Source organism: Catenulispora rubra (assembly GCF_015356825.1).
In the GTDB taxonomy this organism is placed as follows: Bacteria; Actinomycetota; Actinomycetes; order Streptomycetales; family Catenulisporaceae; genus Catenulispora; species Catenulispora rubra.
This window is the reverse complement of sequence record NZ_JAACYW010000323.1, coordinates 1-12,384: the sequence shown is the minus strand read 5'-3', so window position 1 is coordinate 12,384 and position 12,384 is coordinate 1. Positions and strand designations below refer to the sequence as shown.

Genomic DNA, 12,384 nt, shown 5'->3' with positions numbered 1-12,384 from the left:
ACCGCCACCCACCACCCACCGAAGGACAACTCCATATGCGACCGCAGGCCCACCACCAACGCTCCGTCGCCGAACTCGCGCAGCACGCCATCACCACGTACACCGACCAAGACGACCTGCTCCTCGACCCGATCTGCGGATCAGGCGACATCCTGGTCGAGGCCGTACGCGCCGGCCGCATGGCCATCGGAGTCGAACACGAGCCCTACTGGGTGGACATGGCGCGAACCCGCATCGAACGCGCCACAGACTCAGGCCGCGGTGGATTCGCCGCAGTCGTCAATGGCAGCGTCGACACTCTCATCAGGCTGCTGGCCGGCGAAGCCCGAACCCAGCAGGCCTCGATGGTGCTGACCGCCCCTCAGATCGGGACGGCTGTCCGCGTAGGCGGCAGCGGTACAGCCTCGAACCTCGCCGAGTTCGTCGACGGCACGGTCGCGGCGGTATCCCTCTGTGCCGAGGTCGCGGCCCCTCAGACTCTATTCGGCATCATTTGCTGGCCCGTCCCTGAGTTCAATACCCCCCGAACAATGGAAGACGCCTTTATCACGGCAGGATTCAAGGTTGTCGACCGACAAACAGCCTCCAGCACATCCGTTAGCCGCTTGCTGTTCAATCGACCGCACTCGCCCCAACTCCTCGAATGAGGAAAGCCGATGATCTCCGTAGGTCGCTACCGACAGATCACCCGATGTTTTCCACTCCTGCCCCGACGAGCCTGAGACAATCCCGCCTGCCGAAAATGCAACAATCTCTTACCGCGGAATACGCAACCAATGCGGAACGAGGACCGAGCCCGTGGATACGGCACGAGGCTCGGGCACCAATCTCCGCTCAGCGATTCTGTAGGTTGCGTCGGTCAGTGACCGGCACTCAGATCGGCTTCGCTTCGCAGGGCTTCATGGATCTCACCTGCGTAGCGGCCGGCGCCAAGAGGTCGCCACGGCCATTCGGGGGAATTTGCCATACCTTCCCACCAAAATACTGGTCTGCATAAAAGCGCCACGCACTGTCCGTGCGGTTCCACAACGAGTGAATGTTGCGGTCCAGTGCAGCAAAGTTGTCAACCAGCCGGTCTGCTTGCTCTCCAAACGACGCGCGCTTCCCATTGGCGTCCGCGCCGGCGAAGACTCACATACGACTGTCAGGACAGGCACTGTAGCCGCCCATCAGAGTGGAAGTCGACATTGGCGCCGAGGGGGTTAGCGTCGCAGGCACGCTCGCCGTTGAGGGCCGCGTCGTCGAATCGGACCCGTCCAGCATCAGCATCGTGCTGCAAGATGATGACGCCACGATCACGGCGAATCAGAGCACTGGACTGCTCACTCCGCCGCGATCCGAGAAGATTCGCAAAACTCGACTCGTCGCGTCGGCCCTTGACCGGCTCGGGTTCACCACGACCATCATCGAGTTCCCGGTAGATGACGGAACGCGAGCCGGCGCCCGCAACAACCACGTCGCCCTCCTCGGTCTTGACAATGTCCCCGCGCGCCGACTGACCAGCGATGTTTCGTGGAAGCTGGCAATCGATGCAGGCCTCGGGGCTGGCCCCACCGACTTCAATTCGATCATGATCAGGCGTTTCCCCGGTGCTCGGCGAAGCGACGCGGTGCTTGCGTGGGCCGACGGGAGCGAAGAGGAGTCCCCGATTCACAATCGAGTGTTCGAAGACGCCGCCGAACGCGATGCATGTGGGGCCACGACACTGGCAGGCATCGCGGTGGGCGCCACTTTCGTCGGCGTCCTCGCCGCATGTCTCGCCGTCACAGAGGCGATCCGCTCGCTGTATCCGGGCCCACAGCTATGACGCTCTGAGCGCGCACCTAGGCTCTGACGACTGGGACGTGGCGCCATCACGCGAGAACGTCGACGTCATCCCTGCACAGCTCAAAAGCTGACGGCGATGCAACCCACAGCGCATGCCAAGGATCGGCTCGCAGCAGGAGAGCAGGCCTTGCGGGGAGATGAGCCATCCCGGACGTACTAGGCAGTGTTGGGGAATGTGTCAGGTGCTGCGTATCCAGATCATGACACTGGCCAGTGGCTTTCGCGCCGCGGCCGTTCCTGGACCCGCTGGTGGAGTACGGGTCGCCGTGGGAGCTGCGGGAGGAGGCGCAGCGGCGATCGGCGGGCTCAGCCTTCTCGGCGACACGGGCGGTGGGCGAGGCGGCAGTGCGGCGGCCGGCGACGCGGGTCACTGGAGCAGCCACCTACCCGACAGGCTCAACGGCCGCAGCGAGATAGCAGTTCGCCGCAGGTGTCAGCTCACGGCGGAACTCGGCGAGCAGCATCGGCGCGTCCGCCTTGTCGAACCCGGCGGCGGTGTCCATCGCCTCGCGGGGGACCGACGCGCCGAGTTGGCCGGCGACGTGCGGGGAGATGTCGGCGAGCCGGCCGGTGACCGCTGTCAGCCACTGCCCGAAGGCCCGCTGGTCGGGTACCACGTGGCGGGCCAGGAAGTACAGGTGGCCCGCCTTGGTGCCGAGCGTCACCGGTGACTCGGCCTTGAAGGACCGCAGAGCGCTCTCCACAGTGTCCTTCGAGGCCCGCAGCACGCCGTCGACCGGCCCTTTGCGCGCCTCGAACTCGTACACCGTGGGGATGTCGACGTACCCGATGTCCAGATTCGCCGCCCATGCCGCCTCGATCATCATCAGTGGTGCGTCGAAGTCGGTTGCGTCGGCGTGCCGCCAGTAGACCCACTCGGCCATCCCGGCCACACACGCCAGCCGCGCCCGCAGACTCAGCCCCTGGAACAGACCGCGAAGCTTCGGGCTCTCCTTCACGAAGTCCTGACCGCCCCGCCAGGTATAGGTGACCGGCTGGTTCCGGACTGCGGCCTGGGAGATGTGAGCGGGACAGAGGAGACGTGCCATGCCGGCATCCAACCAGCCGCCACCGACAACCGCCGGATCTGCGCAGGATCTGGGCCGGATCTGGGCCGTGTTGGGGAATGTGTCAGGTGCTGCGTATCCAGATCATGACACTGGCCAGTAGCAGTCCGGCTTCATAGCTCTCGCTGAGTTTGTCCGAGCGCATGGCCCGGTTCGCCTTCGAGGAGTACGCCTTGTCGGCCAGCACCGCGCCAACCGGCATCGGGCCGGGCCGCCGCGTGGATCCCCCACTGCGATCCGCTCCAGCACGGCTTCGAACTCCGGGCTGTCCCCCCGCTGGCCCGCGGTGACCTTCACCGACAGCGGCCGACACCGACCATCGGCCGACAGGTGCACCTTGGTGGTCAACCCGCCCCGGGACCGTCCGAGGCCGGCGGCGGCAAGACGGGCCCGGCGTCGCCGGCACGCTGCACGTCGGCCAGCACCGCCTGAAGCAGCCGGGCCCACGTGCCGTCATCCCGCCACGTGCTGAAACGGTCGTAGATCGTGTTCCAGTTGCCGTACCGTTCCGGGACGTCCCGCTCGGCTAGACGCTCCCACTCGGCATCGGTCAGATCGAACCGACTACGTATCCCGCTCGGCGTCTCAAGAGGCTACTTCAATCCCCAACACGGCCTAGCGCTGTGGCCGCCGAAATGGGCCCAATATGGGCCCATCACCGCAACACACAACGTTTCCGCAGGTCAGAGGTTTTCATGTCGATTACTTCGACATCTAGAACGTGACCTGACCTGCGGAAGCGCAGTTTGAAAAATATGCACCACCTCGTATCGCCCCAGGTCGGCACGCCGCTGACCTGGGGCGATACGTCTATACAGATGTCCGAGGATCCCTCATGTCCTCGGCATGTGGGCCCGGAGTGGGCCCGTCGCGAAAGCTCGAACTGGCCACGGCGCTCCCTTGGGCGGCGCACTGGCCTGGTTCACGCTGGGAAGACCGTCACGAAGACCTCGGGCGGATCTGGCAGGCGGCGTGCCGTTCCGCCGAGAATCCGGGCAGCCCTCCACGCAGCTGCAGCCGCGTCCAAGAAATCGTCCACAGCTGCCTCAGCGCAAGTTGGGTCTGCCCACATCGGTTAGACCAATCGGCGCTGACGGTCTGAAGACGCGCGGCCGTCTCCCCTTGGACTCCACCGACTTCCTTCGGGTGACGGCCACGCACAAGTCCCCGGTCTCGAGTGCGTCGTCCGTCGACGGCAAGCTTCCTTACACCGTGTCCCAGCGAGCGAACCTCCGTTTGCGTTTGGAACCCGCGCAGCGCTGCAGTGTCAACGCTGTCCGCCCCTGCGGGCGCCGCGGCGCTGGGTGCCCCGCGCGGCGGGACGTCGGCGGGCACGAAGAACCACGAAACCCGCCAGCAGTGCGGCGGGGGCCACCGCTACCAGTGCGACGAGCCGGAGGCTGGAACCGCCGCCTGCACCCGCTGCGGCGTGCGGGCTCGCCAGGCCTCCGCCTCGAGTCTCCGTGCTTGCCGAGCCCGTGTCCGGTGCTCCCGCGCTCGTCGATGCACCGCTCTGTACCGTCAGCACGATGTCGTGGCCGCTACCGCCGTGGTATGTGATCTGGAATGTCACCCTGCCGGCGGCGAATGTCGCGCCCTCGGCCAGTCCTGCGAACGCGCCGACGGTCCCCGGTCCGGTGGAGTGGACCAGGGTGAACCGCTCGCCGGCGATCGCTGCTCCCGCCGGCTTGACCGCCAGGGCGCCGGAGAGGTTCAGCGGGCCGTTGACGTTCAGCGCCGCGCCGCTCGCGTTCGGCGTCACCATCAGGGTCGCACTGGCGGCTTCGGTCAGCCCTCCGGTGGTGATCGGCGCGCCGTCCACGGCCAGCGTGCCCTGGTCAATACGCCACGCCCCGCCCGTCGTGGTCGCCCCAGTAAGCGTGAGCGCTCCGGCTCCGGACTTGTCCAGCCCGCCGGAGCCGGTGATCTTCCCGCCGTAGGTCGTCGAGGCGGCGTCCGTGACGGTCAGGGTATGCGGGCCGAGGACGACGGTGCCGGAGCTGCCCGCCAGATTCATGACAGTCTGGTCTGCGACGGCTGAGATGTCGAAGGTGCCGCCGTTCAGCGTCAGACCGCTGCTTGAACCGATGCCGCTTGAGCCGGGGCCGAGCGCGAGCGTACCGGAGGTGACCGTGGTCGCACCGGTGTACGCCGTCGTCCCGGTCAGGGTGGTCCTCGCCGCGCCGGACTGAGTGAGCGAGCCGGCGCCGGTGATGTTCGACAGCGACAGCGGTGTCGTGGTGTTGCGCGCGACCAGCGCGCCGGCGTCCACGATGGCGTCCACGGCGGTTCCGGTCAGAAGGGAGCTGTCGCCGCCGGCTGTTCCCGTCCCCAGCAGCAGGGTCGCGCCGGAGCCGATGGTCGTGGTGCCGTGGTAGTTCTGCGGTGTGGCGAAGGTGACGGCGTTGCCCGCGGTCGGACTCAGCGTCACGGCCGCGGAGGCGGGGGTTTTCAGCGAGTCATGATATACGCCACCTGATATAGGCGAGTCCAGGGTCACCGGGCCGTTGTAGTCGAATGTCAGGCTGCCGTTGTTGTGGATGTTGATGTACGAGTTGTATGGCGTCGCGGGCAAGAAGAAGCGGTGTGTGGTGCCGTCGCCCCATTGGACGGTGGCGCCCTCGATGTTGATGCCCCGGAAATTGACGGTGTGCCCGACCTGGCGTGTGTTCAGGCTCGGGTCGCTGAGCGCCGGGTCAGAGTTCGTCCCGGTGTCGGAGTAGTTGTCGACACCGGTCATCACGATCTTCCCGGCCTGCCAGGTGTGGTAGTTGATGTCGGTGCCGTAGTTCTGCTCGTAGAAGTCCTGGGGGATGGTGAGGGTGTAGTCGCGGGCGTAGAAGATCGCCGAGCCGTCGTTGAGGATGGCGCGCGCGTTCGGCAGCGCGATCCGGTAGGAGGCGTCGCCGAAGCCGATCGCGGTGCCGACACCGATCACGCCGCGAAACGGCTGGGTGCCGGCCAGGTTGAGGCGGGCCCAGGCGCTGCGCGGCTGGTAGACCAGCCCGGAGCCGGAGATCGTGCCGAGATTGACGTCCGGGCCGCTCAGATCGAGCACCAGGGTGCCGTCGACCTGGATGTTGTCCTGGTTCAGGGCGAGGCTGATTTTGGGCAGCGAATAGGGGTAGTGCCCGATGACGCCGGTCGCGCCGCCGTTGCCGTACTGGAGCGTCGCGCCGCGCTCGACGACGACCGTCGGCGGATCGGGATCGGCGACGATCGGGTATGGCCAGTTGCCGCCGCTCGTGGCCACGCTCTGCTGCTGCAGGCTCGCGAGCAGGGTGAGGCTGCTGTCGCGGGTCAGGATCAGCGTGCCGGAACCCGTGATCGTCAGCGTGCCCTGGCCCGAGAGGACCCCGTTGTACGTCGTCGTCCCTGACGGCAGGTTGACTATCGAATCGCCGTGCAGCGCGATGTCCTGCCCGGCCAACACCTGACCGGTGATGTCGACGCGCACCGCCGCACGCGCGGGTCCGGCCGGTGACAGCATTGCCGCCGTCAGCGCCATGGCCGCCCACATCCGGGCGAGTACCCTGCCATGCAAGAACATCGACCTCACCATCTGCTCCAGGAGAGGACCACAGATAGCACGCGCTTTGTACTGAGGCCAACCCGCGAATGCCGACGACGCGGGAATTCGCGATGCATTTCATAAATGCCGGTCACAGTTTCGCCATAATCGGCTCGCTGGCACGATGGTCTCATGACGCCAGGCGCGACGAGTCTGCCCGAGCGGTTGATCGACACTGCCGAGCGGCCAGGGATCGTTTCAGCGTCGGCCACACACCTTCCACCCGATTTAACGTCGGCGTGTAGGCGGGGAAGTAGAACACGGTCAGCCGGTCTTCTCGTGCTTACGTCCGTGGTAGGCGATCGCTCGGTAGATCAGGCGGGTGCGGCATCCGGACCCGGCCGGTCAGGCGGGCGATGGAGACCTCGCCGGTGTGCACCTTGAGAGTGGCGCGGGCGGCCTCGTCGAGGCTGACGGTGCCGAAACCGCCGCCGAAGGCGACGTCACCGAGGCGGCCGGACGGAAGCACCTACAATGCTGCGGCGCCACAGTCCCCAGGCACAGCACACCGGTCCGGCCAGTGAACGATCCCGTTCCAGCCGTGGTGCACCACCGGGTGCAGGCTGTTGCCCCAGGGCCGCCATAAGGTCGTGTCCTCCCATGATCGACGTGCGGCGGACGGCGGTCGAAGATTCGAGGCAGACGCCAGGCTGGCCGTGGCCGAGGTGCTGCGGCTGGTACCCGGGGAGTCGATGGCGGCCGGGTGTAGGGCATCGCATCGTCTCCACTGTGCGCTGCTCCGGGACCCGAAGAGACCCGCCATCATGGTCGCTCCGCCCGGAACCGTAGTCCAGTCTCAGAAATGTGCAGCGCCTCGTATCGCCCCAGGTCACAAAGCTCCTGACCTGGGGCGATACGTGCATCTAGATCTCCGAGGATCCCTCACGTTCTCGTGATTCGGGCTGGAAATGGGCCCGCCACCAAGGCTCGAACTTGCGCGCCCGCCGCTCGGGCGGCCAGCCGTCCAGACGCAGGACGGCCGCCGGTGCCACAATTCCGTCAGCTCAGCGCAGTCCGGCGAACAAGTCGTTCTCGAGCACGTCCGCGCCGGTACCGGTACCGTCCTGGACCCGGACGAAGGTCTCCACGCCCATCAGCTCCGTGAACCGCTCCTGGCCCATCTTCAGGAAGAAGATGTTCTCGCCTTGGCTGGCGTGCGCTGCCAGCGCGTCGAACTTCTGACCTCCGAACTCGGAGACGTCCACCCATGTAGTGATCTCCTCGTCGGGAAGCCCGATCTCAGGCAGCGCCGCGTCCTCTGTCGGATCCGGCTCGGTCCACTCCGGGTCGAACTCACGCATCGTCTCCATGAACTTCTGCATTGCGGACCGCGGCATGGTCGTCCAGTACACCTTCGGCGTCAGTTCGCTCAGCGCCAACGCCGCCACAGTGACACGGTTCGCCTGGATGTGGTCGGGGTGACCGTAGAACCCGTTCTCGTCGTAGGTCACGACCACATCGGGTTCGTAGCGTCGCATGAGCTCGGCCAGGCGCGCGGCGCTCTGCTCGACGGGTGTCCGCCAGAAGGATTCGGGCGCGTCATTGGTCGCCCAGCCCATCATTCCGGAGTCTGCGTAATCCAACATCTCCAGATGGGTGATATTTAAGACGTCGCAGCTGGCTTTGAGTTCCTCACGCCGGAGAGCAGCCACCGCAACCGGGTCATGGCCGGGCTCGCCTGGCTTCACACCTCCCGGTCCGTCTCCACAGCCGCCATCGGTACAGGTGACCAGGACCGTGCGGATGCCCTCGGCCGCGTACCGCGCAAAAACCCCTCCGGTACCTGTCGCCTCGTCGTCGGGGTGGGCGTGGACCGCCATCAAGGTCAAGGGTCGATTGTCCATAAAGGCATCCTCCGATATGGAATGTGTTCGGTTCGAATCTGTGGTGCGCCTACACGATCGCCGTGCGTGACGTCGGTACAGAGACACAGCAGCAATGAAGACACACGTTGTTCCTGGAATCGGAGGACAGTTTCGCCGTGTGCCGACTCGCCAGGGGAGAATCAGCCGCCGGCACGGGCCGTGGGTCACCACCTCGACAGCGGCGAACCCTAGCGCGAACCCGAGCGGGACCTTGATTCAGAACGCCTTCGAGCTGAAACGCCCCGCGAGAGCTTCGCGTCAAGTGCGGCACTCGCTGCGTCGAGGCACTGGCGGTCGATGTCGGCGACATCGACGAGACCGGCCGGGCGCTCGGGAGGCGTCACCGATGTCCGAAGATTCCTCATGTTCTCGGCATATGGGCCCAATGTGAGCCCATCGCGAGAGCTCGAAGTCTCGCTACAAGGGCATTTGCTCCATCAAAGCGGCGTCACCGTCGACGACGTTCATGGTGGGCTGCAACGGATCCACCAAGGCCTGGTGGATCTTCATGCCGGGCTCCGATGGTCTACGACGCCACCCAGCGCTCGATGAAGCTATATGTCAATGGGGTAGCCGCGGCCATCCAGTCCAGCGGCGTCGCCGGGTTCAACACGACCGGTTCACCGTCACGTGTCCGGGACCGCGGCCGATATCGGCGACCGGCCCGGACGGACCGGATTCCCGGACGAGTTCCACGAACTACCCGAGCATCATGCGGTCGTAGGGCGTGCGTTCGAGATCAGCTTGACCAGCTCACCGTAGCTGGCGGCGACGGTGCCGTAAGGAATCTCTCGTCGCGCGCAGATCAGTGGATTCGGTCACGCGTGGCACCGTAGCGACGGTGGCCGACAGCGCCGGCTCAGCGGTGCGGTTCGAAGTCCGCGGCCCGCCGGGCCGTTGACGAACTCGTTCGTCAACGGGTTGACTTTGGCCGCTACCATGGCGGGCGGACGTGAGAGAACACACGACGCCGCAGAGCCCGGGCTCGCCCGTTCGGATACCGGTGGACGCGCTCACGCACATCCGGTTCGGCACCCTTACTCCGAGCCCTGATTCCCCCACGCTCACGGGTTTGACCAAACCTTGGTGTGACCAGGGCTTACCGGGTGGCCTTTCTTCTGTCACCGTCACCCTCACAACCTCCCCTGCCACTCCATGGAGGAGTCAATGCATCGGGCACTATCAGGGTTCGGCAAGCGACGGATGGTGCGGTTCGGTGCCACGCTCGCCGCGCTGGCATCGGCGGGCGCGCTCACCCTCAGCGGCGCGGCTGCGCAGGCCGCGCCCTCCGGTGGACCGCACCCGCAGCCCCATCCGGGCCGGACCGGCCACCACTTCAGCGACGCCGCGATCCGCGTGGGCGCCGCATCCACGCCTACGGCGCGGGCGGATGCGGCCATGCAGGCGCTCAGCTCTTCCCCGTCCGGGCTGCAGAAGGCCTATGACGTCGCGCCGCTGTTCGCGCAGCACATCGACGGCACCGGGCTCACCATCGCGACGCTGGTGTCCTTCGGCGACAAGAACGCCCAGGCCTACATCGACAGCTACGACTCGCAGAACGGCCTTCCCGCGACGACCATTCAGACCATCGAGCCGGCCGGCGCGGTACCCGGCTGCAACGACCCGGGCGTGGACACCGCCACCTGCAACAGCTGGGGCGGGGAGACAGACCTCGACATCACCATGATCCACACGCTGGCCCCCGGCGCGAAGATCATGATCATCGCCACTCCCGTGGCGGAGGTCCAGGGCTTGTCCGGCTTCCCGGAGATGATGACCGCGATGGACTACACGGTCACCAACAAACTGGCGAACGTGATCTCGATGAGCCTGGGCACGCCCGAGGACGACTTCACCACCTCCGCCGAGCTGCACAACCTGGACAGCCACTTCAAAGCCGCCACCGACGCGGGCACCACCGTGCTGGCCTCCACCGGTGACGACGGGGCCGACGGCCTGAAGGCCGACAACTCCACCTACTGGGGCAAGCGTGTTGCCTCCTTCCCCGCCGACGAAACCTACGTCACCGCGGTGGGCGGAACCGTCTTGTCGCTGAACAGCAGCGGTACCCGCACCAAGCCGGACGTGCTGTGGACCAACTCCGGCGGGGGCGTGTCGCACGAGTTCGGCATCCCCACCTGGCAGCAGAACACCGCTGCGGCCACGGGAGCCACCGGCCGTTCGCTGCCCGACATCACCTTGGAGGGAACGTCGGGCACCTCGGAGTCCTCGCCGCTGATGGCCGCGCTGGTCGGGCTGGCCGACCAGTCCGCGGGCCACGGTCTGGGCCTGATCAATCCCGCGCTCTACGCCATCGGCCCGAACGGTACCGCCTCCGGGATCGTCGACGTCACCGGCGGTTGCAACTCGACCTCCAGCGTCGTCGGCTACTGCGCCGGCACCGGATTCGACATCGTCTCCGGCTGGGGCACGGTGGACGCGGCCAAGTTCGTCCCGGCCCTGGTCGCCGCCTCGGGATCGAGCGGTGACACCGTGACCGTCACCAACCCGGGGACCCAGACCGGCACTGTCGGCACCGCCGCCTCCTTGCAGATCACCGCGACCGACAGCGCGCCGGGCCAGACCCTGACCTACACCGCCAGCGGGCTGCCCGCCGGCCTGTCGATCAGCGCCGCGACCGGTCTGATCTCCGGGACCCCAACCGCAGCCGGCACCAGCACGGTGGTGGTGAAGGCCACGGACACGACCAACGCCTTCGGGAGCATATCCTTCACCTGGACGGTGAACTCGGCCGGCGGCGGCGTCACCAACGGCGGATTCGAGGCCGGCAGCCTGACCGGCTGGACCACGACGGGCGTCACCGCGATCACCACCTCCGGCCCGCACAGCGGCACCGACGCGGCCCTGGTCGGCTCCGCCTCGCCGAGCAACACCTCCTCCATCACCCAGACCTTGACCGCGCCGAGCGCCACCAGCACCCTGACCTTTTGGTACAACGTGACCTGCCCGGACACCGTGACCTACGACTGGGCCACCGCGACGCTGAAGGACAACACCACCGGCACCACGACGACCCCGCTCGCGAAGACGTGCGTCAATCCCAGCTCTGGCTGGAAGCAGGTCAACGCGACGGTCACCGCCGGCCACAGCTATACGCTGACCCTGACGAGCAAGGACGACAACTACCCCGGGGACGCGACCTACACCAAGTTCGACGACGTCGCGGTGCACTGATCCATGGCACCGTGCGTCCAGCCGTTCGTCCAGCCCCGTTGTCCGCACGCACCTCGTTCGAGTGTCATGGCGCGAGCCTCGCGCCGCCCGATCTGCGCCATTTATGAACTCCCTGGCGCGGAGCGAAAGCCACAAACCGCCGAGCGCTCAGGCGGCGCTATGGCACCCGATTCAGTGATGTGCGAACTACGGGTCTAGCAGGTGCCCGAAGCCGGGTGTCGGAACAGCCCGGCAGCCGGCTTCGGCCCGGATCCGCTAGCGAAAACCCGCAACAACGTCGGCTGCTTTTGTCGCGGCTCCATAGGTACTGCAGCACCGCTCGGCGTATGTCTCCGACCTGGTGGTAGGCGATGGCCAGATTGTTGCTGGAGCTGAGCGTGCCGGGGTGGTCCTGGCCGAGAACTCTGGCCCGGTCATCGAGGTTCTGCTCCAGTAGCGAATCGCTCTGGCCGGGTCTCCGGCCGAGTGGTAAGCGAAGCCCAGGTTATTGCGGGCGCTGAGAGCGCCCGGGTGGTCCGGGCCCAGGATCCGTAGACAGTCCTCGATGCACTGCTGGCATAGCGGGATCGCACGGTCCAGGTCGCCGGCCGAGTCGTAGGCGTAAGCCAGGTCGTGGCGAACGCTCAGGGTGTAACGGTGGTCCACGCCCAGGGTTCTCGCAGGGTCCAGTGGCTGGTGAACGGGTAGAGCGCCCGCAGCGCCGGCTCGGCGTATGCCGCCTCCATGAGCTCCTGGTATTCGAGCCAGTCGGCTTCGCCGGCCTCGGTCCGCATGTGCTGTGAGTTTCCCCCTGTTGTCCGGAGGGGTTGAGCTCCTGGTCAGGGGGTGCTGATGGGTGTCAGGGCTCGTTGTGTTCGGG

General features: G+C 66.5%; 12 protein-coding genes and 3 pseudogenes. 3 read left to right on the top strand and 12 right to left on the bottom strand.

Annotation, left to right across the window (positions count from 1 at the left end; all coding sequences use genetic code 11):
- A partial coding sequence (locus GWK61_RS46615) for a DNA methyltransferase (protein ID WP_267254549.1) occupies positions 1-647 on the top strand: 647 nt, incomplete at its 5' end.
- Positions 648-873: 226 nt separating this feature from the next.
- Here the strand turns inward: GWK61_RS46615 and GWK61_RS61180 are convergent.
- Positions 874-1,116: pseudogene (locus tag GWK61_RS61180) on the bottom strand (peptidase inhibitor family I36 protein); the annotation flags it as partial.
- 58 nt (positions 1,117-1,174) lie between these two features.
- On the opposite strand from GWK61_RS61180, the gene GWK61_RS46605 reads away from it, so the two are divergent.
- Positions 1,175-1,807, top strand: coding sequence for a hypothetical protein (locus tag GWK61_RS46605; RefSeq protein WP_194919354.1), 633 nt, complete (start codon positions 1,175-1,177; stop codon positions 1,805-1,807).
- Positions 1,808-2,210: 403 nt separating this feature from the next.
- On the opposite strand, the gene GWK61_RS46600 is transcribed toward GWK61_RS46605, so the two are convergent.
- The 8 genes from GWK61_RS46600 to GWK61_RS46565 form a co-directional block, all read right to left on the bottom strand.
- Complete coding sequence (locus GWK61_RS46600; protein ID WP_194919352.1) at positions 2,211-2,876, bottom strand: hypothetical protein; 666 nt, start codon at positions 2,874-2,876, stop codon at positions 2,211-2,213.
- An 82-nt stretch (positions 2,877-2,958) separates the two neighbouring features.
- Positions 2,959-3,096, bottom strand: a complete 138-nt coding sequence (locus tag GWK61_RS46595; protein ID WP_194919350.1) for a hypothetical protein — start codon at positions 3,094-3,096, stop codon at positions 2,959-2,961.
- 142 nt (positions 3,097-3,238) lie between these two features.
- The gene (locus GWK61_RS61175; RefSeq protein ID WP_369125666.1) at positions 3,239-3,448 is read right to left on the bottom strand and encodes a transposase; all 210 of its coding nucleotides are present in this window, start codon (positions 3,446-3,448) and stop codon (positions 3,239-3,241) included.
- A gap of 368 nt (positions 3,449-3,816) precedes the next feature.
- Positions 3,817-3,966 (bottom strand): DUF429 domain-containing protein, encoded by a 150-nt coding sequence (locus GWK61_RS61170; protein WP_194919348.1) that lies wholly within the window; start codon positions 3,964-3,966, stop codon positions 3,817-3,819.
- A gap of 195 nt (positions 3,967-4,161) precedes the next feature.
- Complete coding sequence (locus GWK61_RS46580) at positions 4,162-6,444, bottom strand: autotransporter-associated beta strand repeat-containing protein (protein ID WP_194919346.1); 2,283 nt, start codon at positions 6,442-6,444, stop codon at positions 4,162-4,164.
- A gap of 151 nt (positions 6,445-6,595) precedes the next feature.
- Positions 6,596-6,733, bottom strand: coding sequence for a hypothetical protein (locus GWK61_RS61165; RefSeq protein WP_194919358.1), 138 nt, complete (start codon positions 6,731-6,733; stop codon positions 6,596-6,598).
- 15 nt (positions 6,734-6,748) lie between these two features.
- Positions 6,749-6,934 (bottom strand): hypothetical protein, encoded by a 186-nt coding sequence (locus GWK61_RS46570; protein ID WP_194919344.1) that lies wholly within the window; start codon positions 6,932-6,934, stop codon positions 6,749-6,751.
- A gap of 535 nt (positions 6,935-7,469) precedes the next feature.
- Positions 7,470-8,309 (bottom strand): PIG-L family deacetylase, encoded by an 840-nt coding sequence (locus GWK61_RS46565; RefSeq protein WP_194919342.1) that lies wholly within the window; start codon positions 8,307-8,309, stop codon positions 7,470-7,472.
- Positions 8,310-9,497: 1,188 nt separating this feature from the next.
- Between GWK61_RS46565 and GWK61_RS46560 the strand changes: the two genes are divergently transcribed.
- Positions 9,498-11,525 (top strand): putative Ig domain-containing protein, encoded by a 2,028-nt coding sequence (locus tag GWK61_RS46560; RefSeq protein ID WP_194919340.1) that lies wholly within the window; start codon positions 9,498-9,500, stop codon positions 11,523-11,525.
- A 157-nt stretch (positions 11,526-11,682) separates the two neighbouring features.
- Here the strand turns inward: GWK61_RS46560 and GWK61_RS61730 are convergent.
- From GWK61_RS61730 to GWK61_RS46550, 3 genes and pseudogenes are all read right to left on the bottom strand, one after another.
- Positions 11,683-11,967: pseudogene (locus GWK61_RS61730) on the bottom strand (tetratricopeptide repeat protein); the annotation flags it as partial.
- A gap of 155 nt (positions 11,968-12,122) precedes the next feature.
- Positions 12,123-12,170, bottom strand: a pseudogene (locus GWK61_RS61725) (hypothetical protein); the annotation flags it as partial.
- A complete protein-coding gene (locus GWK61_RS46550) occupies positions 12,149-12,298 on the bottom strand; it encodes a DUF6193 family natural product biosynthesis protein (protein ID WP_194919362.1) in 150 nt (49 codons plus the stop codon). The gene GWK61_RS46550 and the pseudogene GWK61_RS61725, both read right to left, overlap by 22 nt.
- Positions 12,299-12,384 lie beyond the last annotated feature (86 nt).

Coding starts and splice junctions, on each gene's coding strand:
- GWK61_RS46595 (WP_194919350.1), bottom strand. CDS start 3,096: ATGCCGGTTGGCGCGGTGCTGGCCGACAAGGCGTACTCCTCGAAGGCG.
- GWK61_RS46560 (WP_194919340.1), top strand. CDS start 9,498: ATGCATCGGGCACTATCAGGGTTCGGCAAGCGACGGATGGTGCGGTTC.
- GWK61_RS46580 (WP_194919346.1), bottom strand. CDS start 6,444: ATGTTCTTGCATGGCAGGGTACTCGCCCGGATGTGGGCGGCCATGGCG.
- GWK61_RS46600 (WP_194919352.1), bottom strand. CDS start 2,876: ATGGCACGTCTCCTCTGTCCCGCTCACATCTCCCAGGCCGCAGTCCGG.
- GWK61_RS46550 (WP_194919362.1), bottom strand. CDS start 12,298: ATGCGGACCGAGGCCGGCGAAGCCGACTGGCTCGAATACCAGGAGCTC.
- GWK61_RS61170 (WP_194919348.1), bottom strand. CDS start 3,966: ATGTGGGCAGACCCAACTTGCGCTGAGGCAGCTGTGGACGATTTCTTG.
- GWK61_RS46565 (WP_194919342.1), bottom strand. CDS start 8,309: ATGGACAATCGACCCTTGACCTTGATGGCGGTCCACGCCCACCCCGAC.